Origin of the sequence: Zoogloea sp. LCSB751, from assembly GCF_002028455.1 — a bacterium.
Classification (GTDB): domain Bacteria; phylum Pseudomonadota; class Gammaproteobacteria; order Burkholderiales; family Rhodocyclaceae; genus Zoogloea.
Map to the genome: position 1 here is coordinate 86,882 of NZ_MWUM01000008.1, position 21,959 is coordinate 108,840.

General features: G+C 65.1%; 19 protein-coding genes. 15 read left to right on the top strand and 4 right to left on the bottom strand.

Annotated elements, in window-relative coordinates:
- The first annotated feature begins 43 nt into the window (after positions 1-43).
- From B4920_RS11330 to B4920_RS11340, 3 genes are all read left to right on the top strand, one after another.
- Entirely contained in the window at positions 44-691 is a 648-nt protein-coding gene (locus B4920_RS11330) for a Crp/Fnr family transcriptional regulator (protein WP_161493289.1), read from the top strand.
- 102 nt (positions 692-793) lie between these two features.
- Positions 794-1,009: a hypothetical protein gene (locus tag B4920_RS11335; RefSeq protein ID WP_079434908.1), complete on the top strand. Its 216-nt coding sequence runs from the start codon at positions 794-796 to the stop codon at positions 1,007-1,009.
- Positions 1,010-1,016: 7 nt separating this feature from the next.
- Positions 1,017-1,217 (top strand): hypothetical protein, encoded by a 201-nt coding sequence (locus B4920_RS11340; protein WP_079434799.1) that lies wholly within the window; start codon positions 1,017-1,019, stop codon positions 1,215-1,217.
- A gap of 91 nt (positions 1,218-1,308) precedes the next feature.
- On the opposite strand, the gene B4920_RS11345 is transcribed toward B4920_RS11340, so the two are convergent.
- Genes B4920_RS11345 through mnmG form a run of 4 tightly spaced genes read right to left on the bottom strand, consistent with a single transcriptional unit; the run spans position 1,309 to position 5,490 of the window.
- The gene (locus tag B4920_RS11345) at positions 1,309-2,178 is read right to left on the bottom strand and encodes a ParB/RepB/Spo0J family partition protein (RefSeq protein WP_079434800.1); all 870 of its coding nucleotides are present in this window, start codon (positions 2,176-2,178) and stop codon (positions 1,309-1,311) included.
- 8 nt (positions 2,179-2,186) lie between these two features.
- Positions 2,187-2,957 carry a ParA family protein gene (locus tag B4920_RS11350; RefSeq protein ID WP_079434801.1) on the bottom strand — a complete coding sequence of 257 codons (771 nt, stop codon included), beginning with the start codon at positions 2,955-2,957 and terminating at the stop codon, positions 2,187-2,189.
- Between the two features lie 2 nt (positions 2,958-2,959).
- On the bottom strand, positions 2,960-3,592 hold the full coding sequence (gene rsmG / locus B4920_RS11355; RefSeq protein WP_079434802.1) for a 16S rRNA (guanine(527)-N(7))-methyltransferase RsmG: 633 nt from the start codon (positions 3,590-3,592) through the stop codon (positions 2,960-2,962).
- Positions 3,589-5,490 carry a tRNA uridine-5-carboxymethylaminomethyl(34) synthesis enzyme MnmG gene (mnmG, locus tag B4920_RS11360; protein WP_079434909.1) on the bottom strand — a complete coding sequence of 634 codons (1,902 nt, stop codon included), beginning with the start codon at positions 5,488-5,490 and terminating at the stop codon, positions 3,589-3,591. The genes rsmG and mnmG overlap by 4 nt, the downstream gene beginning before the upstream one ends.
- A 363-nt stretch (positions 5,491-5,853) precedes the next feature.
- Between mnmG and B4920_RS11365 the strand changes: the two genes are divergently transcribed.
- The 12 genes from B4920_RS11365 to B4920_RS11420 all read left to right on the top strand — a co-directional run bounded on the left by B4920_RS11365 (position 5,854) and on the right by B4920_RS11420 (position 21,946).
- Complete coding sequence (locus B4920_RS11365) at positions 5,854-6,219, top strand: response regulator (protein WP_079434803.1); 366 nt, start codon at positions 5,854-5,856, stop codon at positions 6,217-6,219.
- A 41-nt stretch (positions 6,220-6,260) separates the two neighbouring features.
- Complete coding sequence (locus B4920_RS11370) at positions 6,261-7,511, top strand: methyl-accepting chemotaxis protein (protein WP_079434804.1); 1,251 nt, start codon at positions 6,261-6,263, stop codon at positions 7,509-7,511.
- A gap of 15 nt (positions 7,512-7,526) precedes the next feature.
- A complete protein-coding gene (locus B4920_RS11375) occupies positions 7,527-7,820 on the top strand; it encodes a lipid asymmetry maintenance protein MlaB (protein ID WP_079434805.1) in 294 nt (97 codons plus the stop codon).
- Between the two features lie 14 nt (positions 7,821-7,834).
- A complete protein-coding gene (locus tag B4920_RS11380) occupies positions 7,835-10,024 on the top strand; it encodes a chemotaxis protein CheA (RefSeq protein WP_079434806.1) in 2,190 nt (729 codons plus the stop codon).
- 27 nt (positions 10,025-10,051) lie between these two features.
- On the top strand, positions 10,052-12,787 hold the full coding sequence (locus tag B4920_RS11385) for a methyl-accepting chemotaxis protein (RefSeq protein WP_079434807.1): 2,736 nt from the start codon (positions 10,052-10,054) through the stop codon (positions 12,785-12,787).
- A 20-nt stretch (positions 12,788-12,807) separates the two neighbouring features.
- Positions 12,808-13,389, top strand: coding sequence for a chemotaxis protein CheW (locus B4920_RS11390; RefSeq protein WP_079434808.1), 582 nt, complete (start codon positions 12,808-12,810; stop codon positions 13,387-13,389).
- A gap of 19 nt (positions 13,390-13,408) precedes the next feature.
- Complete coding sequence (locus B4920_RS11395) at positions 13,409-13,999, top strand: chemotaxis protein CheD (RefSeq protein ID WP_079434809.1); 591 nt, start codon at positions 13,409-13,411, stop codon at positions 13,997-13,999.
- Between the two features lie 41 nt (positions 14,000-14,040).
- Positions 14,041-14,847 (top strand): protein-glutamate O-methyltransferase CheR, encoded by an 807-nt coding sequence (locus B4920_RS11400; RefSeq protein WP_079434810.1) that lies wholly within the window; start codon positions 14,041-14,043, stop codon positions 14,845-14,847.
- The gene (locus tag B4920_RS11405; protein ID WP_079434811.1) at positions 14,844-15,347 is read left to right on the top strand and encodes a chemotaxis protein CheD; all 504 of its coding nucleotides are present in this window, start codon (positions 14,844-14,846) and stop codon (positions 15,345-15,347) included. The genes B4920_RS11400 and B4920_RS11405 overlap by 4 nt, the downstream gene beginning before the upstream one ends.
- On the top strand, positions 15,344-16,432 hold the full coding sequence (locus tag B4920_RS11410) for a chemotaxis response regulator protein-glutamate methylesterase (protein ID WP_079434812.1): 1,089 nt from the start codon (positions 15,344-15,346) through the stop codon (positions 16,430-16,432). The genes B4920_RS11405 and B4920_RS11410 overlap by 4 nt, the downstream gene beginning before the upstream one ends.
- A gap of 145 nt (positions 16,433-16,577) precedes the next feature.
- The gene (locus tag B4920_RS11415; RefSeq protein WP_139379496.1) at positions 16,578-20,495 is read left to right on the top strand and encodes a PAS domain S-box protein; all 3,918 of its coding nucleotides are present in this window, start codon (positions 16,578-16,580) and stop codon (positions 20,493-20,495) included.
- Positions 20,492-21,946, top strand: coding sequence for a bacteriohemerythrin (locus B4920_RS11420; protein ID WP_079434814.1), 1,455 nt, complete (start codon positions 20,492-20,494; stop codon positions 21,944-21,946). The genes B4920_RS11415 and B4920_RS11420 overlap by 4 nt, the downstream gene beginning before the upstream one ends.
- Positions 21,947-21,959: the final 13 nt, after the last annotated feature.

The window sequence follows — 21,959 nt, forward strand, 5'->3', positions numbered from 1 at the left end:
GGGGCGGAGGTCAGAACTGTTCGGTCATGGGGGAAAGTCGGTGATGTATCTTGAGCGGGTGGATCTGTTTGCAGGCCTGAATGACACGCAGGTCAAGACACTGAAGGAGCGTTCGCGCATACGCAGCTTTGCGGCCAACACCATCGTGGTCAACGAGGGTGATGAGGGCAGCAGTCTGTTCGTCGTGCAAAGCGGGTCGCTCAAGGCTTTTCTCACCGATAACAGCGGGCGGGAGGTCACGCTGTCCCTCCTCGATCCGGGGGATTACTTCGGTGAGCTGGCCCTGCTGGACGATTCGCCCCGCTCCGCCTCGGTGATTGCGGTGACCCGGAGCGAAGTGTTGCAGATTCCACGTACTGCTTTCCTGGGGTTGATCGAGTCCGACCCGACCTGCATGCAGACCGTGGTGCGCAACCTCGTGGCGCGGATCCGCCTGCTTACCGACAACGTGCGGGCGCTGGCGCTCGTCGATGTGTTCGGACGGATCTCCCGGCTCTTCGAAACGATGGCCGTCGAGCGGGACGGCATCACGCTGATCGATCGCCGCCTGACTCAGCAGGATCTCGCCAACATGGTAGGCGCCTCGCGGGAAATGGTGAATCGCATCCTCCGCGATCTGGTGGCTGGTGGTTACATCGAGATCGAGCAGCAACGCATCATCCTGTGCAAGAAACTGCCGCAGAGCTGGTGACGCGGCAGGGGGTGAGCGCAGTCTGGTGGGATAAAACCCTTTTGGCAATGAGGAAATTTATCACGCCTGGACTACACTGAAAGCATGGAGGGGAGGCATATCATGAGCTTTATCGATTCGCCCATCAGCCGTTGCGAAGCGGTCCGCGAGATGGTCCTGACCGACCAGACTCAGCGTCAGTGTGCTCTGGAGCATGGTTGTCCGCCCGGCCGGGAGTGCCCGCTGGACGGTTGTTTCGCCGAGATTTCCGGGGTGACCGAAGCTGTCACGCTCGGTGAGTTGGCCGCCGCCGAGACGGCCTGTCACCGCAAGGCCTGACCGTATCGTGGCCAATCGTACGCTCGGCACGCGCCAGAAGCTGGTGTTCCGCAATCCGGATGGAGTGCGGCAGGGCGTGCCGCGCAATCCGCTGGTCGTACCGGCCCTGCAGCGCAAGGCCGGGCCCCACGAGAAATCGCCAGGGGCCAAGCGCCAGGAAGCCAAGCGCTCCCTGCTCAAACAATTGCTGGGCCAGCACAAGCCGTAGGGGCGAATTCATTCGCCCCCGGACTTGATTCAAGCGGCAACGGGCGAATGAATTCGCCCCTACGAGGGGGTTGCCCCATCGGGCACTTTGCCTACTTCAGGTTCAGCTTCTCGAGCAGTCCGTCGAGTTGATCCAGGCTGCCGAACTGGATTGTTACGGCGCCGATCCCTTTCTTGTTGGCCTTGATCTTCACCGTCGCACCGATCCGGTCGGCGATGTCTTCCTGCAGGCGCAGGATGTCCCGGTCGGGCAGCGGGGGCGGCAGCTTGCTCTTGGGGTTGAGGGCCTGGTGCACCAGACGCTCGACGTCGCGTACCGACAGGCCTTTGGCGGCGATCAGGTTGGCCAGGCCGATCTGGGTGGCGCCGTCGAGGGGCAGCAAGGCGCGGGCGTGGCCCATGTCGATGTCGCCGGCCATCAGCAGTTCCTGCACCGGCGGGGCCAGTTGCAGCAGGCGCAGCAGGTTGGAGGCGGCCGGGCGGGAGCGCCCGACGGCGTCGGCAGCCTGCTGGTGGGTCATGCCGAACTCGTCGATGAGGCGCTGGATGCCAGCTGCTTCTTCGAGGGGGTTGAGGTCTTCCCGCTGGATGTTCTCGATGAGGGACATCGCCAGCGCGGCTTCGTCGGGAATCTCCCGCACCAGGCAGGGCACCGCCGACAGGCCGGCGATCTGCGCGGCGCGCCAGCGCCGTTCGCCGGCGATGATCTCGTAGCGCTTGGCATCGAAGGCGCCACCGATCTGGCGCACCAGGATGGGTTGCATGACCCCCTGGGATTTGATGGAGGCGGCCAGTTCCTCCAGGGAGCCCGGATCCATGCGCGTGCGCGGCTGGTATTTGCCCGGCTGCAGTTCGGAGGCGGGCAGGATCTGCAGTTCGCCCTCGGCCTTTTCCGGCTCGGCATTGCCGCCGAGTAGCGCGTCGAGACCGCGGCCGAGGCCTTTGAGTTTCGGAGATGCCATGGTGTCGGTTAGAGAGTTTTGACCCGCTGGATCAGTTCTTTGGCGAAGGCCAGGTAGGCCTGGGCGCCCTTGGCGCTGCGGTCGAACACCACGCCGGGCACGCCGTGGCTGGGGGCCTCGGCGAGGCGCACGTTACGCGGCACGACCGCCTTGAAGACCTTGTCGCCGAAGTGCGATTCGAGTTGGGCGGAAACCTGCTGCTGCAGCGTTACGCGGGGGTCGAACATGACCCGCAGCAGGCCGATGATGCCCAGCTCGCGGTTCAGGTTGGCGTGCACCTTCTTGATCGAGTTGACCAGGTCGGAGAGCCCTTCCAGCGCGTAATACTCGCACTGCATCGGGATGATGACGCCGTGGGCTGCGCACAGGCCGTTGAGGGTCAGCAGCGACAGGGAGGGCGGGCAGTCCACGAGGATGAAGTCGTATTCCTGGGCATGCAGCGCGAGGGCGTCGCGCATGCGGTTCTCGCGCCGCTCCAGGCCGACCAGCTCGACTTCGGCGCCGGCCAGGTCGCGGTTGGCGGGAATCACGTCGTACTTGCCGGCCTCCGAGCGCACGCGTGCCTCGGCGACGGTGCACAGGCCGACCAGCAGGTGATAGACCGACTTGCCGAGGGTGCGCTTGTCGATGCCGCTGCCCATCGTCGCGTTGCCCTGGGGGTCCAGGTCGATCAGCAGCACGCGCTGCTTGGCGGCGGCCAGGCCGGCGGCCAGGTTGACGCAGGTGGTCGTCTTGCCGACCCCACCCTTTTGATTGGCGATGCAGAAAATGCGGGCCATGCTCAGGTCCGTTTCACAATGATGAGATGGCGTTCGGCGTCGAGGCCGGGCACCTGGAGTTCCACGCTGCGTTCCATGGCGAAGCCGGAGGGAATGCGGGCGATTTCGTCTTCAGGGTACACGCCCTTCATGGCCAGGATGCGTGTTTGCGGTCCGGCCAGGTGGGCGGTGAGGTTCACGAAGTCGGCCAGGTCGGCGAAGGCGCGCGAAATGATGCCGTCGGGGGCGTCCGGCGCATAGGCCGGTTGCCAGCTTTCGATGCGGGCGTGATGGGCTCGGAAGTTGGCGAGCTTGAGCTCGATCCGCGCCTGGTTCTGGAAGGTGCTCTTCTTCTGGACGGTCTCGACGGAGTCCACCTGCAGGTCGGGCCGACAGATGGCTAGCACGACACCGGGCAGGCCGCCGCCGGAGCCGACGTCCACCAGCCGCGAGATGCCGGCCAGTTGCGGCAGTACCGACAAAGAGTCGAGCAGATGGTGGGTGATGACTTGGGCCTCGTCGCGGATCGCGGTGAGGTTGTAGACCTTGTTCCACTTGATCAGCAGCTGGCCGAAAGCGCGCAGCTTTTCCGGCGCCTCGGCGGGCAGATCCAGGCCGAGGGTGGCGATCCCCTGTTCGAGGGTGCGTAGACTCATACCGACTCCTTCCGCCCGCGGGCCAGTTCGCCGCGCTTCAGCCATACCAGCAGCAGGCTGATGGCCGCCGGTGTGATCCCCTGGATGCGGCTGGCCTGGCCGATGGTTTCCGGCTTGTGCTGGTTGAGGCGGCCCTGGACTTCCTTCGACAGGCCGCGCACGGTGGCATAGTCGAGATCCGGCGGCAGGCGGGTGGCCTCGGCATCGGCCTGGCGCGCCACTTCGTCGAGCTGGCGGTCGATGTAGCCTTGGTACTTGGCGGCGATTTCCAGTTGTTCGACGACCTGCGGGTCGGTTTCCGCTGCTTCCGGCGCGCCGGGCAGGGTCATCAGCGCCGCGTAGCTGACGCCGGGGCGGCGCAGCAGATCGAAGAAGGAATACTCGCGTTCGATCGACTTGCCGAGCACGGCTTCGGCGGCTTCCGCGGACACCTTGGCGGGTGTCGCCCAGGTGGCACGCAGACGTGCCGTCTCGCGCTCGATGGCTTCGCGCTTGGTGCAGAAGGCCGCCCAGCGTTCGTCGTCCACCAGGCCTAGCTTGCGGCCGGTCTCGGTGAGGCGCAGGTCGGCGTTGTCCTCGCGTAGGGACAGGCGGTATTCGGCTCGGGACGTGAACATCCGGTAGGGTTCGGAGACGCCGCGGGTGATCAGGTCGTCCACCAGCACGCCCAGGTAGGCTTCGTCGCGGCGTGGGCACCAGGCTTCCTGGCCCTTCACCTGCAGCGCGGCGTTGATGCCGGCCAAGAGGCCCTGGGCGGCGGCTTCTTCATAGCCGGTGGTGCCGTTGATCTGGCCGGCGAAGAACAGCCCGCCGATGGACTTGGTTTCCAGGCTGGACTTGAGGTTGCGCGGGTCGAAGTAATCGTACTCGATGGCGTAGCCGGGGCGCAGGATATGGCAGTTCTCGAGGCCCTTGATGGAGCGCACGATGTCCAGCTGCACGTCGAAGGGCAGGCTGGTGGAGATCCCGTTGGGGTAGATCTCGTGGGTGTCGAGGCCTTCCGGCTCGAGGAAGACGTGGTGGCTGTCCTTGTCCGCGAAGCGGTGGATCTTGTCCTCGATGCTCGGACAGTAGCGCGGGCCGACCCCTTCGATCACGCCGGAGTACATCGGCGAGCGGTCGAGGTTGGCGCGGATGATGTCGTGGGTGCGGCTGTTGGTGCTGGTGATCCAGCACGGCAGCTGGCGCGGGTGCTGGCTGGCCTTGCCGAGAAAGCTGAATACCGGCACCGGATCGTCGCCGGGCTGCTCTTCCATCACCGAGAAATCAATGCTGCGTGCGTCGAGGCGCGGCGGGGTGCCTGTTTTGAGGCGGCCCTGGGGCAGCTTGAGTTCCTTCAGACGCTGGCCGAGGCTGATCGCTGGCGGGTCGCCCGCGCGGCCGGCCGAATAGTTTTGCAGGCCCACGTGGATCAGGCCATTGAGGAAGGTGCCGGCGGTCAGCACGACGGTCGGGGCCTCGAAGCGCAGGCCGATCTGCGTGACCACCCCGGTGACCCGGTCGCCGATGACGGTAATGTCATCCACCGCCTGCTGGAACAGCCACAGGTTGGGCTGGTTTTCCAGGCGCTTGCGGATCGCTGCCTTGTACAGCACCCGGTCGGCCTGGGCGCGGGTGGCGCGCACGGCCGGGCCCTTGCTGGCGTTGAGGATGCGGAACTGGATGCCGCCTTCGTCGGTGGCCGCTGCCATGGCGCCACCGAGGGCGTCCACTTCCTTGACCAGATGGCCCTTGCCGATCCCGCCGATGGACGGGTTGCAGCTCATCTGGCCGAGGGTCTCGATGTTGTGGGTGAGCAGCAGCGTGGCGCACCCGGCCCGCGCAGCCGCCAGCGCGGCTTCGGTGCCGGCATGGCCGCCACCGACAACGATGACGTCGAAACGGGTGGGATGAAGCATGGGGAAAACCAGGAACGGTGAATCGGGGGAGCCGAATGATACGACCTTGCGCTGCAAAAATACAGTCTCAGTCTCCCGGGGACGGCTGAAAAACAACGGATTTACAACGGTTTACGGGAGGTTTCGGGGCTCTTGAAAAGCGCTTTCCTGGTGTCTCCAAAGAGGTATTGCCAGCCGCGTGGCGTTCTGATTTATGGATGGGCGATATTCGCTCCAGAATCCTAAAGTTTGCCCCCCATCATCCGTAGAACCATGCAATATACGGTTGTCAGGAAGCGTTGCCCGCTTTGGGTTTGCGCTTTCGTGCCCTACGAATCTTGCTGCCCCGATGTCCTGGATTTGCAGATCCGGGAGGAGAAAAAATTGAAAACAATCATGTTGGTCGATGATTCGGCCACCGTCCTGCTGTCCATTTCCGGAATTCTCTCCAAGGCTGGTTTCCAGGTCGTCACCGCCAACAGTGCAGAAGACGGCCAAAGGAAGCTGGCCGCAGGCACCAAGCCCGATCTGCTGATCACCGATCTCAACATGCCGGGCATGAACGGTATCGAGTTCATCAAGGTCGTGCGCCAGAGGCCGGAACTGCGCTTCATGCCGATCCTGTTCCTGACGACCGAGTCCCAGCAGAGCAAGCGCGCCGAGGCCAAGGCCGCCGGCGCCTCGGGCTGGATCGTCAAGCCGGCGACGGCCGACACGCTGCTCAACACGATCAAGCTCGTTCTGCGCTAAGCACCATGTCGGCCATCGGCGATAAATCCCGGCGACGGCGTGTGCTGTTGTCCCTGCTGACTGCGGTGGGGGTGTTCGTCGTTGTGTATTTCGGCAACGACACCTATCACCGGATCCTCCTCGACGAACTCGGGCTCAGCCAGTCCCTGGTGGACGCCATCGGCGCGATTGCCGCCGTGCTGCTCAGTTTCGAAGCGCTCAGCATGCTGTCGGTCATGCGTTACCGGGATGCCCTGTATGGAGCCGAGCATGCGCTCGGCAAGGCCCAGGACGAACTGGATCACAAGGTCGGGGTCGCCACCGAAGTGAGCCGCTCGCTCGAGCAGGTGCCGCACCTCAACAGCATCCTGGTGGGGCAACTGAATGCCGTGACGGATCAGACCGAAACGGCCGCCTTGGGCATGGTCGAGCGCCTGCAGGCGGTGGACGCCGTGGTGCAGGACCTCGATCAGGTGGTGCAGGCCTTCTCGCAGGAGTCCAGCCAGATCGTCGAGGAGGCCAACACCCGGGCGGCCGGCAACCAGCAGACCCTTGCCGCGTTGCAGGATTACATCCACCGCCGCCTCGAAAATGTCGGCGCAGAGCAGGAGCATGTGATGTCGGCACTGGAGGAGGCCAAGTCCCTCGCCCAGTTCGTCAATCTGGTCCGCGATATTTCCGGCCAGACCAATCTGCTGGCGCTCAATGCGGCCATCGAGGCGGCCCGGGCCGGTGAGGCCGGGCGCGGCTTCGCGGTGGTCGCCGACGAGGTACGCAAGCTGGCCGGTCAGACCGATCAGGCCGTGCTGAAGATCAGCGAAGGCATCGAGCGGGTGGTGCACACCATTCAGTCCAAGTTCAGCGCCCAGCTGGATCAGAGCATTTCGAATGCCGAAGAGAGCGCGCTGCGCACGGTGGCCGACCAGTTCCACGAGGTCAGCGACAGCTATGCCCAGCTGCTCGACCACGAGAACCGGATTCTCGGTGTGTTCCGCGAGTCGAGCCACCGGCTGGCCGAAATGTTCATGGAGACCATGGCCAGCGTGCAGTTCCAGGACGTTACCCGCCAGCAGATCGGCCACGTGATCGAGGCCCTGGAGCGGCTCGATGAACACGTGTTGAAACTGTCCGCCTGCCTGGCCGGTCAGGCGGCAGTCAGCGACATTCCCGCCATGACCGAGCAGATCGACCGGCTGTTCGAAAGCTATGTGATGGAGCGGGAGCGCGAAGAGCATGCGCGTCGCAGCGGCGTCGCCCTCTCCAGTCGGCCGTCGGCCTCTGCCGGCGATGGTCCGGCCGTCGAACTGTTTTAATCATTGGAGGGCAGCATGGGTGTCATTCGTCGGGCCTTCGCCGAGGATTTCACGATCTACCGGGTCGCGGAGCTGAAAACCGGCCTGCTCGACCTGCTCGGTGAGGCGGAGCGCATCGAGCTGGATCTGTCGGGTGTCGAGCGCATGGATTCGGCCGGTTGCCAGCTGCTGATGCTGGTCAAGCGGGAGGCCAGCGCCGCCGGCAAGACGCTGGCGATCGTCGCCCACAGTCCGGCGGTGCAGTCCCTCATCGAGTTCTACAACCTCGCTGCCTGGTTCGGCGATCCGCTGGTCGTCCCCGCGGCCTAACTTCAGCGCTCACCATGGACGAACTCAAGCAAGTCTTCCTGCAGGAAAGCGGAGAGCAGCTCGACGCCCTCGAGTCCCTGCTGCTCGAGCTGGAAGCGCATCCCGACGACGAAACCACCCTCAACGGTATATTCCGCGCCGCCCACACCATCAAGGGCGCGGCCGGGATGGTCGAAGCCGCTGCCGTCGAGTCCTTTGCCCACGTGGTCGAGAATGTCCTCGACCGCCTGCGCAACCACGAGATTGCCGTCACGACCGAGCTGGCTGCATTGATGCTGGCCTGCACCGATCACCTGCGGGTGCTGATCGCCAGCGAGGCCGGCACGGCGCAGCTGGGGGCCGCCGACATCGAGGCCCAGACGACCAGCCTGCTGGCCCGCCTGCGGGCTTTCGGGCCGGGTGGGCAGGTGCAGGCCCAGTCCCATGCGGCGAAAGCCGAGGAGCCCGGCGTGCAGCGCATTCCCTCCCCACAGACCGGCCACAACTGCTGGCATATCTCGGTGCGTTTCGGTCCCGACGTGCTGCGCCAGGGCATGGACCCGGAGAACTTCCTGCGTTTCCTCGAGACGGTCGGCAACATCCGTCACGTGGAAACCCTCGCCGACCGGATGCCGCCGGTGGCCGAGATGGATCCCGAGTTGTGCTACCTGGGCTTCGAGATCGCACTGGAGTCGGCGGCCGACAAGCAGACCATCGAGGACGTCTTCGCCTTCGTGCGCGATGAATGCCAGCTGTCCATCCTGCCGCCGCATGCCAAGGTCGACGATTACGTCGAGCTGATCGAGAGCCTGCCGGAAGACACCCTGCGCCTCGGCGAGATCCTGGTGCGTATCGGCGCCCTGACCGCCGACGAACTGAACGAGGGGTTGCGTGCCCAGGCTACGCCCGCGGAAGGCGAGGCGCCGACGAACGAGGCTCACGACAAGCCGATCGGCGAGATTCTGGTGGCCCAGCAGGTGGTGCAGCCCGAGGTGGTCGCCGCGGCAGTCGCCAAGCAGACCCAGGTCAGCGAGAAAAAGGCCCAGGATGCCAAGCTGATCCGCGTGCCAGCCGACAAGCTCGACCACCTCATCAACTTGGTTGGCGAACTGGTGATCGCCGGTGCGGCGACCAGCCTGCTGGCCCACAAGCGCAGCGACGGCGAACTGATCGAGTCCTCGTCCCTGCTGACCCGGCTGGTCGAAGAAATCCGCGATGCATCGTTGCAGTTGCGTACCGTGCAGATCGGCGAAACCTTCAACCGTTTCCACCGCCTGGTCCGTGATGCCTGCAAGGATCTGGGCAAGGATGTGGAGCTGGTGATTTCCGGCGGCGAGACCGAGCTCGACAAGTCCATCGTCGAGAAGATCGGCGATCCGCTGATGCATCTGGTGCGCAACTCCCTCGACCACGGCATCGAGGCGCCAGCGGTACGCGAGGCGGCGGGCAAGAGTCCGCGTGGCACCTTGCTGCTCAATGCCTATCACGATGCCGGCAACATCGTCATCGAGGTGGCCGACGACGGTGCCGGCCTCAACCGCGACAAGATCCTTGCCAAGGCTATCGAGCGTGGCCTGGTGGAACCGGATGCGCACCTGTCCGACCGGGAAATCTATGACCTGATCTTCGCGCCTGGCCTGTCCACTGCCGAGCAGGTCACCAACCTGTCCGGCCGGGGCGTCGGCATGGATGTGGTGCGCCGCAACCTGCAGGCCTTGCGCGGTACCATCAACGTGAGCAGCCAGGCCGGCCAGGGAACGCGCCTGACCCTGCGGCTGCCGCTGACCCTCGCGATCATCGACGGTTTTCTGGTGGTGTCGGCCAACCGCTCCTACGTGATTCCCCTCGACGCGGTGGTGGAATGCATCGAACGGCCCGAGTCCGAACACGATCGCAACTATTTCAACCTGCGCGGCCAGGTGCTGCCGTCGGTCTGCCTGCGGGAGAGCTTCGAGCTGCCCGGCGAGCGCCCGGCACGGGAGAGCGTGGTAGTGGTCCAGTACGCCGGCCAGCGCGCCGGCATCGTGGTGGATCGCCTGGCCGGAGAGCTGCAGGCAGTGATCAAGCCCCTCGGGGCGATCTTCCGCCACCTGCAGGGAATCGGCGGGTCGACCATCCTGGGCAGCGGCGAAGTGGCCCTGATCCTTGACATATCCGCCCTCATCAAGATTTCGGGGCAGGCCGAGCAACGCCTGCTGGCCCGCCCCGAGCAACGTAGCGCCTGACCTTGCTGTCTTACCCGGAGATTCATCATGTTCAATAACCTAAAAATAGGTGTTCGTCTGGGGATCGGCTTCGTCGTCGTCCTGCTTATGCTGGTGGCGATTTCGATCGTGTCGATCACGCGTATCAACGAACTCAATGACGGGATCGACGATCTGGCGGAGGGTCGTTTGCCCAAGATCCTGCTGGCCGACGAATTGAAGTACAACCTGCAACTCATTGGTCGCTCCGTCCGGAACATGATCCTCACGACGGACAAGAGTCTTGAAAAGCAGAACCTCGAGGCCATCGCCAAATTGCGTCAACGCAACGGCGAGATCCTCGAACAGATAACGCCGCTGGTTAACAGTGAAAAAGGCAAGGCATTGTTGGCCAAGGTGGCGGAGACGCGTGCCCGCTACAACCCGATAACGGACCGAACACTGCAGTTTGCGGACACTTCGTCGCCCCAGTACAACCAGGAAAAGGCTGTTCATATGTTGTTCGGCGAGTATAAGGACGCCGCTGAAGCTTACATCGGCGCCTTGTCTGATTTCGGTGGCTTCCAGGTCGAGGCTGCCAAGAAGTCTGGCCAGCACGCAGTGGATTTGGCTCAGTCGTCACGGACACTGGTGATCACGCTTGCGTTGATTGCGGTCGTGCTGGCAGCAGGTATTGCGCTGTGGCTGACCCGGAGTATTACCCGCCCGGTTGGCCAAGTGGTGGATGCCGCTAAGAAGATGGCGACTGGCGATTTCAACTTCACGTTGAAGAGCGATGCGAAGGATGAGGTCGGCCAGGTTGTTCAGGCGGTCGGGGCCATTCAGCAGTCGGTTCAGGCCATGGCTGCGGACGCCTCGATGCTGTCCAAGGCTGCCGTGGAAGGCCGTCTGGCCACCCGTGCCGATGCCCAGAAGCACCAGGGTGATTTCCGCAAGATCGTCGAAGGGGTCAACAACACCCTCGACGCGGTGATCGGTCCGCTGAACGTGGCCGCCAACTACGTGGACCGCATCTCCAAGGGCGACATCCCGGCGAAGATCAGCGACAACTACAACGGCGACTTCAACACCATCAAGAACAACCTCAATACCTGCGTGGATGCGGTGAACAAGCTGGTGGCCGATGCGGGTGTGCTGTCCAAGGCTGCGGTGGAAGGCCGTCTGGCCACCCGTGCGGATGCGAGCCAGCACCAGGGTGATTTCCGCAAGATCGTGGAAGGCGTCAACAACACCCTCGACGCGGTGATCGGGCCGCTGAACGTGGCCGCCAACTACGTGGACCGCATCTCCAAGGGCGACATCCCGGCGAAGATCACCGACAACTACAACGGCGACTTCAACACCATCAAGAACAACCTCAACACCTGCATAGAAGCGGTGAACAAGCTGGTGGCCGATGCGGGTGTGCTGTCCAAGGCCGCGGTGGAAGGCCGGCTGGCCACCCGTGCGGATGCGAGCCAGCACCAGGGTGACTTCCGCAAGATCGTGGAAGGGGTCAACAACACCCTCGATTCGGTGATTGGCCCGTTGAACGTGGCGGCCAACTACGTGGACCGCATTTCCAAGGGTGACATCCCGGCGAGGATCACCGACAGCTACAACGGTGACTTCAACACCATCAAGAACAACCTGAATACCTGCATCGATGCGGTCAACAAGCTGGTGTCCGACGCCAACATGCTGTCGGCGGCGGCGATTGCCGGACGCCTGGAAACCCGTGCCGACGGCAGTCAGCATCAGGGCGATTTCCGCAAGATCGTCGAGGGCGTGGATGGCACGCTGGATGCCATCGTCGGGCCGATCAACGAAGTGCGTCGCATCATGACCGCAATCGAGCAGGGCGACCTGACCCAGAACATCGCCAACGACTACCAGGGCGATTTCAAGGCGCTGAAGGAGGCGGTGAACAATACCGTTGGCAAGCTCTCCGACACCATCACCCAGGTGCGCACCGCCGCGGATGCGCTGACCAATGCGTCCGGCCAGGTCTCGGCGACCGCACAAAGCCTGTCCCAGTCTTCGTCCGAGCAGGCGGCCAGCGTGGAAGAGTCGTCCGCGTCGGTGGAGGAGATGTCGGCGTCCATCAAGCAGAATGCCGAGAACGCCAAGGTCACCGACAACCTGGCGTCGAAGACCGCAGTGGAGGCCACTGAGGGCGGCGACGCGGTGAAGAACACCGTCGACGCGATGAAGAAGATCGCCCAGAAGATCGGCATCATCGACGACATCGCCTATCAGACCAACCTGCTGGCCCTCAACGCGGCCATCGAGGCGGCCCGAGCCGGCGAGCACGGCAAGGGTTTCGCGGTGGTGGCGGCCGAAGTGCGCAAGCTGGCCGAACGTTCGCAGGTCGCGGCCCAGGAAATCGGCGGTCTGGCCGGCGACTCTGTGGGCCTGGCCGAGCGTGCCGGCCACCTCCTCGACGAGATCGTGCCGTCGATCCGCAAGACCTCCGACCTGGTACAGGAGATTGCCTCCGCATCCCAGGAACAGTCGTCCGGCGTGGCTCAGATCAACAACGCGATGAACCAGCTCAACCAGGCGACGCAGCAGAACGCGTCGGCCTCCGAAGAGCTGGCCGCCACCGCGGAAGAACTGGGCGGCCAGGCCGAGCAACTGCAGCAGCTGATGCAGTTCTTCACCATCGATGAGCGCAGCCTGGGCCGTGGTCCGGCTGCTGTTTCGGCACCTTTGGCGCTGGGCCGCTCTCAGGCGGGCAAGGCCCGGGCGCCGGCCAAGGTGGCGGGCTTCGCGTTCAATGAAGGCGACTTCGAGAAGTTCTGAGCGGCGAAAGGAGCCACAGCATGACCACGCTGCCCACGCCGGTGGGGGCGACTGCCGTTGCCGGGGCCAAGGCCCCGGCGGTGGTCGAGACCAGCCCGGCCCAGTATCTGACCTTTCTGCTCGGTGGCGAGATGTTTGCCGTCGGGATACTGAACATCAAGGAGATCATCGAGTACGGTACCGTCACCGAGATTCCGATGGTGCCGCCTTTCATCCGCGGGGTCATCAACCTGCGCGGTGCGGTGGTGCCGGTGATCGACCTGGCCAGCCGCTTCGGCGGCAAGCGCTCCGAGGTGTCGCGCCGCACCTGCATCGTCATCATTGAACTCACCGAGAACGACGAGCGCCAGGATGTCGGGGTGGTGGTCGATGCGGTGTCCGAGGTGCTGGAGATCCCGGCCTCGGAGATCGAGCCGCCGCCGTCCTTCGGGGCCAAAATCCGCGCCGACTTCATCAAGGGGATGGGCAAGGTGAACGGCAAGTTCGTGATCATCCTCGAGGTCGAGAAAGTGCTCTCCGTCGATGAGATTGCCACCCTGGCCCGCGTCGCCTCCGACGGCGGCGGTGCCGATCTGACGGGCGGGGGCGCGCCGTCGGCCTGAACGGGACGGGGTGAGGACGATGGATTACGCCAGCCTGCCGGCGCGGGAGATCGAGCGCCTGGCCCGCAACGTGGCGCCCGGCGCCTGGGCCGTGGAGCGGGAGCGGCCGCTGGCCACCCTGCTGGGCTCCTGCGTGGCGGTCTGTCTGTTCGATCCGCAGACGCGCATCGGCGGTCTCAACCACTTCATGCTGCCCAACATGCAGCGCAGTAGCCACGGTGAAGTGGATGCGCTGCTGGCGGGCGACTACGCGATGGAAGCCCTGCTCAACGCGCTGCTCAGCCAGGGGGCCCGCAAGGCCCGCCTGCAGGCCAAGGCCTTTGGTGGTGGTACCATCATCGAAACCACGGGGCAGTCCCTTGCCATCGGCCAGCGCAACGCGCATTTCGCCCGGGACTGGCTGAAGCGGGAAGGCATTCCGCTGCTGGCGTCGGATTTTCTCGGCCCGTGGTCGCGCAAGCTGCTGTTCCTGCCCGGCAACGGTGATGCCTGGTGCAAGCGCATCGTCACGTCCCACGCCACTGCCGAGGTGATCGCGCGGGAAGAGCAGGCGTATGCCGCCACGCTGAACAAGCCGTCCGAACCGGACAACAACGTCGAACTGTTTTGAGGATCGCCATGGAACGGGTTCGTCCCCCCGCAGGGAGCCCGATGGGTTCCGCCATCACCAACGAGGAATTCGCGCTGTTCCAGCGCCTGATCTACAAGATCGCCGGTATCAGCCTGTCCGATGCCAAGAAGGTGTTGCTGGTCGGTCGTCTGTCCAAGCGCCTGAAGCATTACGACTTCGACACTTTCTCCCAGTATTACCGCCTGCTCAGTTCCGGTCAGCATGCGGAGGAATTGCAGCTCATGGTGGATCTGCTGACCACCAACGAGACCTATTTCTTCCGCGAGCCGGGACATTTCACCTTCCTGAAGAACGAGGTGATCCGGGCCCGCCGTCCCGCCGGGGCATTCCGCGTGTGGAGTGCGGCCTGCTCGACCGGCGAGGAGGTGTACACCCTCGCCATGCTGCTGGCCGATTCGCTGCCGCAGACCCCGTGGGAGGTGGTGGGATCGGACATCAGCACCCAGGTGCTGGCCAAGGCGGCCGCAGCACATTACCCACTCGACCGTAACGAGGGCATTCCGCCCGAGTTCCTGACGAAGTATTGCCTGAAGGGCGTGCGCAGTCAGAGCGGTACTTTTCTGATCACGCCCGAGCTGAAGCGCCGGACGCGCTTCCTGCAGGTCAACCTGACCCTGCCGGTGCCGGCGGAGGTTGGCGAGTTCGATGTGATCTTCCTGCGTAACGTGATGATTTATTTCGACATGGACACCAAGCGTAAAGTCGTTGCCAACCTGTTGCCGCGCCTCAAGTCGGGGGGCTATCTGTTCATCGGCCATTCCGAGACGCTCAACGGCATCCAGCAGGGGCTGGAGCTGGTGAAGGCGACGATCTATCGCAAGCCATGATCGAGTGCGGTGACGATATCCGGGAGGTTTTCCTGCAGCCCGGTGGATTCTTCTTCGGCGGTGGCCGCACGCGTATCTCGACGCTGCTCGGTTCCTGCGTGTCCATCACCTTGTGGCATCCGCTGCGCCTGATCGGTGGTATGTGCCATTACATGCTGCCGAGCCGTGGGCGGACAGTCGGCAAGGTGCTGGATGGGCGCTACGCAGACGAGGCGCTGGCCCTCTTCGACCGGGAGATCGAAAAGGCGGGTAGCCGGCCGGCGGATTACCAGGTGAAGGTTTTCGGGGGGGGCAACATGCTCAACCGCGACCTGGCCCGCCCGGCGGTCATGGACATCGCCAGCCGCAATGTCGATGCGGCCGATGCGCTGCTGGTTAGGCATGGCTATCGCCCGAGCGTCACCCACTGCGGGGGGACGGGGCATCGCAAGCTGATCTTCGACCTGTGGACCGGTTATGTCTGGCTGGCCCATCGTCCGATCGACGAGGTGAGTCCATGAGATCCCGCCCGATCCGCGTGATGATCGTCGACGACTCGGCGATCGTGCGCCAGGTCGCCAGTGAGGCGATCAATGCCCAGCCGGACATGACCGTGCTGGCCACGGCCGTCGACCCGCTGTTTGCCATCGACAAGATGCGCAAGGAATGGCCCGACGTGGTGGTCCTCGATATCGAGATGCCGCGCATGGATGGCCTGACCTTCCTGCGCAAGCTGATGGCCGAGCGGCCGACCCCGGTGGTGATCTGCTCGACACTGGTGGAAAGCGGGGCCAAGGCCAGTTTCGAGGCGTTGTCGGCCGGGGCTGTCGGCCTGGTGACCAAGCCCAAGTTCGGTCTCAAACAGTTCCTGCAGGACGAGAGCGACAGCCTGGTGGCGGCCGTCCGTGCGGCGGCGAGTGCCCGCCTGCGCCCGGCCAAGGCGGCGCGCGCGCCGGAGGTGGTGCCGCGCCCGAAGCTGACCCTCGATGACTTGCCGCGCGGCCCCCGTCTGGCCCGGAACGGTGAGCGCAGCCGGATCGTCGCTATCGGCACGTCCACCGGTGGAACGCTGGCCCTGGAGGCGGTGCTGACTGCGCTGCCCGAGGACGTGCCGGGGATGGTGGTGGTGCAGCACATGCCGGCCGGTTTCACCGAAATGTTCGCCCGTCGCCTCAACGGCTTGTGCCGCATCCAGGTGCGTGAGGCGTGCCATGGCGACCGGGTCGAACCCGGCCTGGCGCTGATCGCGCCAGGGGGGCGCCACATGCAGGTGGCACGGGATGCCAACGGCTATTTCGTCGGTGTGGTGGACGGCCCGTTGATCAACCGCCACAAGCCGTCGGTGGACGTGCTGTTCCGCTCGGTCGCCCGGGTGGCCGGCGGCAACGCGCTGGGGATCATCATGACCGGCATGGGCGATGATGGAGCCCTGGGTTTGAAGGAAATGCGCGAGGCCGGTGCTGCGACGATCGCCGAGTCCGAGGAGACCTGTGTCGTCTTCGGAATGCCGAGGGAAGCCATCCTGCGTGGTGCAGCCGGCAGTGTGCTGCCCTTGCACGACATCTCTGGTGGCCTGCTCGCCTGGAGCCACGGGAGGGAGGGCTGAGGTGCGAGCGGGTGAGTCCCCGCAACAAGCTGCTCCAGTCGTTATATATTGATGCCCCTGTCCTGACTCGTTCGTCCGGCGATCTTCAGTCCTTTCGATGGGTATCCGGGCATTCATAACCGCGATCGCAAAGGGTTCCGTTCCCATGTCCCTGCCGCTGGAGACTTCGCGCTCCCAAGCTGCCCCCCTGAAGTCATCGGTGGATGGGGTGCGTCCGGGCCCGTTGCTCGAAGCCCTCGTGCGTACCCTGCCGGACCTCGTCTGGCTGAAGGACCCCGAAGGCGTCTACCTGGCCTGCAATTCACGCTTCGAGCTGTTTTTCGGTGCCAGCGAGGCCGATATCGTGGGACGCACGGACCGTGATTTCGTGCCGCCCGCACTGGCCGAGGTCTTCCGTCAGAACGATCTCGCGGCCATTGCGGCGCGGGGGCCGCAACGTAACGAGGAGACCGTCACCTTCGCCGCGGATGGTCACCAGGAGGTCCTCGAAACCATCAAGACCCCCATGTACGATCAGAACGGGCAACTGATCGGCGTGCTCGGGGTCGCCCGCGACATCACCGCGGGCAAGCGTGTCGAAGCCGGTCTGCGGCGCGCCAATCGGGCGCTATTGACCGTCAGCGAATGCAACCAGGCGGTCGCCCGGGCCGGCGATGAGCGCGTCCTGCTGCAGGATGTCTGCCGTCTGATGGTGGACTTCGGCGGCTACCGGATGGCCTGGGTCGGCTATCCCGAATACGATGCCCGCCGGCGGGTGAAACCAGTGGCCCAGTTCGGCTGTATCGACGGCTATTTCGATGCGGTGGACGTGTCGTGGAGCGACGGCGCGGACGGTGTCGGGCCCACCGGTACGGCCGTCCGTGAAAAGCGCCCGCAGGTGTGCCGCGACATCCTCACCGATCCGCGTTTCGAACGCTGGCGCGAGGCTGCCAGTCGGAATGGCTACGCGTCCTCCTGCGCACTGCCCCTGCTGGATGCCGACGGCCATTGTTTCGGTGCGCTGAGCGTCTATTCCAGCGAGGCGGATGCCTTCGATGACGAGGAGATGCGTCTGCTGTCGGATCTGGGCGGCGACCTGGCCTTCGGCATCCGGGCGCTACGGGATCGGGCCGCCCGGGAAGAGGCCCAGCGCCGCCAGGTGGCGGCGGAAAGCCAGCTGCGCCATCTGGTCGAGGCCAGCCCGACCATTCTTTACGCGATGCGGCGGGAGGCCGGGCACTGGGTGCCGGCGATGGTCGGCGACAACATCCAGCGCATCTTCGGTTACACGCCGGATGAAGTGCTGAAACGCGGCTGGTGGCTGGCCGGATTGCATCCGGACGATCGCCAGGCGGCGAAAACCGCCTGGCGCGGTCTGCGGCTTGGCGGGCAACTGGGCCTCGAGTACCGGTTCGCCCATCGGGATGGGCGCTATTTCTGGGTGCGTGACGAGCTGCGCATGGCGGGTGGCGATGCGGAGGACGGGGCGGAGATCGTCGGCTCCTGGACCGACGTCACGGCCCGCAAGCAGGGCGAGATCTACCTGGCGACCCAGCGTCACGTGCTGGAGATGGTTGCCTCCGGGGCGGCGCTGAAGAACACCCTGGAAACGCTGGCGCTCGGTGTCGAGGCCCAGTTACCCGATGTGCGGGTGTCGATCCTGCTGCTCGACGCGGATGGTATCCACCTGCGGCATGGGGCTGCCCCCGGCCTGCCCGATGGTTACAACCGTGCCGTGGACGGCGTGCCCATCGGCGAGGCCGTGGGCTCCTGCGGCACCGCGGCGTGGCGGCGCAGCCCGGTGATCGTCAAGGACATCGCCACGGATCCCTTGTGGCAGGACTATCGGGCGCTGGCCGCCGAACATGGGCTGGTGGCTTGCTGGTCGACGCCGATCTTCAGTCGGGAGGGGGTGGTGCTTGGGACCTTTGCGCTGTACCCGGGTAGTGCCTCGGCACCGGCGGAGATCCATCTTCAGCAGGTGGCGATGGCCACCGACCTGGCGGCGATCGCCATCGCGCGCCACCGGGAGGAGTCGGCGCTGAGAGAAAGCGAGGCGCGCTTCCGCCAGTTGTTCGAAGTGGCGCCGCTGCCCCTCAGCCTCGTCAATGGCGAGGGGCGGATCGTGGATATCAACCGCCGCTTCGTCGAGAGCTTCGGCTACACCCGCCAGGAAATACCCGATGCGGATAGCTGGTGGCAACTGGCTTATCCCGATCCGGACTACCGGGCCTGGGGCCGCAACGCCTGGCAGGATGCAGTCAACCAGGCCCGGGCCTCCGGTCGTCCTGTCGAGCCCCGGGAATACCGCATCACCTGCAAGTCCGGTGAGTTGCGGACCTTGCTGGTGTCGGGGTCGGATGTGGGCGATTTTTTCATGACGACCTTTTTCGACATCACCGAACTGCGCGAGCTGGATGCCCAGCTGGCCGTCTATCACCATCACCTCGAAGACCTGGTCGCCGAGCGCACCGGGCAACTGGCCGAGGCCCGCCGGCGCGCCGAGTCCGCCAGTCAGGCGAAGAGCGCGTTCCTGGCCAACATGAGCCACGAGATCCGCACGCCGATGAACGCGATCCTCGGCCTGGCCCGCCTGCTCGAACGCAGCGCCCTCGATGCATCCCAGTTGGACCGGCTGCACAAGATCCGCCATGCGGGGGCGCACCTGCTGTCGATCATCAACGACATCCTCGACATTTCCAAGATCGAGGCCGGCAAGCTGCTGCTGGAGTCGATCGATTTTTCGCCGGAGGCGCTCTTCAACCAGGCGCATTCCCTGATTCACGAGCGGCTGGCCGCCAAGCACCTGACTTTCCATTCCGACACGGAAGGATTGCCGCCGGTGCTGCGCGGCGATGTGACGCGCCTGCGCCAGGCCTTGCTCAACTACCTCGGTAACGCGGTCAAGTTCACCGAGCGCGGCGGGGTCAGCCTCAGGGCCAGAATCCTGGAGGCGCGGGAGCAGGACGTGCTGGTCCGTTTCGAGGTGAGCGACAGCGGGATCGGCATCACGGCTGAACAGTTGCCGCGCCTGTTCCAGTCTTTCGAGCAGGCGGACGCCTCCACCACCCGCAAGTACGGCGGCACCGGCCTTGGTCTGGCCCTGACCCGCCACCTGGCCGCGCTGATGGGGGGGGAGGCCGGGGCGGAAAGCCGTCGGGGGCAGGGGAGTACCTTCTGGTTCACCGCGCGCCTGCAGACCCGGCCGGGCGTGAACCTGCCCGTAAGCTGCGCCGATACGCAGGCCGACATGTCGTTCGAGGATGTGCCGGCCTTGCAGGGGCGGCGGGTCCTGCTGGTCGAGGACAATCAGCTCAACCAGGAAGTGGCAGTCGACATGCTGGACGATCTGGGCCTGGTCGTGGATTGCGCCGAGAACGGTCAGGAGGCCGTGGATTGCGTGAGGAGCGGGGCTTACGATCTGGTGCTGATGGACATGCAGATGCCGGTGATGGATGGCCTGGAAGCAACCCGGAGCATTCGCACCCTGTCCGGACAGGGCACCCTGCCTATCGTTGCGATGACCGCCAATGCCTTTGAGGAAGACCAGGATGCGTGCCGAGCGGCAGGCATGAACGATTTTCTGGCCAAACCGGTGGAGCCGGAGGACCTGCGTCGCGTGCTGCTCAAGTGGCTGGTGCCGGGGGGGCAGGTGCCGCCGTCCGAGGCGGCGGCCGCGCCCGGCGATGACGCCGCGCCTGACGCGTGGACCGCCCGTCTGCAGGGCATTGCCGGGCTCGACACGGCGAGGGGGCTGCGCCTGGTGCGTGGCAAGTGGGCCACTTACGGGCGTCTGCTCGGCCTCTTTGCCAGCAATCAGGGGGACGTGGGCGATCGTCTCAATGCCTGCCTGGCAGCCGGCGATCTGGCTGGGATCGAACATCTGGCCCATACCCTGAAAGGCGCTGCGGGTAACGTGGGGGCGGCCGACGTCTTTGCGCTGGCCGACGGAATCTGCCGGATCGTGCGCAGTGGCAACGTGGACGCACTGGCGGATCAGTTGGCGATGCTGGGACAGGTGCTGCCGTCGCTGGTCGGGGCAATCCGTGCCGCCCTGGAGGGCGTGGCGCAGGAGCGGCCATGAGCACGCCACCGAAGATCGCCCCTTTCCAGTGGGCGGATTACTTCGAGACCGGCTTTGCCGAGGTGGACGGCCAGCACCACAAGCTGGTGGACCTGATCAATGCGCTGGTCCAGCGGGCGGCCAGCGGTGCGCTCATCCAGCCGGTGGAACTGAGCCATGTGCTCGACGGCCTGGCGCGCTACGCCGCCCATCATTTCGCCACTGAAGAGGCGTTGATGGCGCAGGCGGGCCTCGACCCGCGCCATCAGCGCAGCCATCGCCAAAGCCATGCGGATTTTGTCGCCCGCGTGGAAGAGATGCGCCACTCGGACGACCCGGGGCGGGTGGTTTCGCTGCTTTACCGTTTCGTGACCAGCTGGCTGACCTTCCATATCCTCGACACCGATCAGAGCATGGCCCGCCAGTTGCGTGCGCTGGCCGCCGGGGCGTCGCCGGAAGAGGCTTTCGCACGCGAGGCGGAGCATCACGGGGATCCCGGCAACACTGCACTGATCGCGGCCGTGCGCAATCTTCTCGGCCTGGTGGCCGAGCGCAACGAGGCACTGGCGCGCAGCAACACCAGCCTGGAGGCGCGTGTTGCCGAACGTACCGGAGAGTTGCATCAGGCCAACCGGGCCCTGCGCCATACGCTCGATACCTTGCAGGCCACCCGCAGCCAGCTTCAGGAGGCCGACAAGCTGGCGGCAGTTGGCCAGCTCGCGGCCGGGGTCGCCCACGAGATCAACAATCCCCTCGGTTACATCGCTTCCAATCTCGGAGCGCTGCGGGAATACGCGGAGCGCCTGCTGGCGCTGGTGGATACCGCGGACCGGCTGACCGCGGGCGGGCCGGCGATGGATGCCTGGCAGGCGGCTCGGGCCAGCGCCGATCTCGAATTCATTCGCGAGGATCTGCCGGGGCTGGTGTCCGAGTCGATGCGCGGTCTCGGGCGGGTCAGTGATATCGTCCATGCCTTGCGGGAGTTTGCCAGCGAGGAGCCGGCGGAATGTACCGAGCTGCGTCTTGATGTCCTCCTCGACGGGGCAATCGAGACCTTTGCCGGCGAGCGGGCGGCCGGGCAGCAACTGCTGCGGGACTATGCCGGACTGCCGGCGTTACCGGTCAATCCGACGCTGCTCGGTGAAGCCTTCAGGGCCATCATCGACAATGGATTGCGGGCCCTCTGTGGCGCGCCGGGGACCGTGGTGGTACGCGCCCAGGAAGATGACGGCGAGCTGTGCGTGGAGATCGAGGACAGCGGCTGCGGCATGGACGAAGCTGTGCGCGCACATATTTTCGAGCCCTTTTTCACCACCCGGCCTGTCGGCGAGGGGCGCGGTCTGGGGCTCTCGTCGGCGTACCGTATCGTTAGCCGGCACGGGGGGCGGATCGAGGTGGACAGTCGGCCGGGCAAGGGGAGCCGTTTCCGGATCGTGCTGCCGTTGCAGTCCCGTCTGGCCGGCCATCAATGAAAGAACCCGGCCG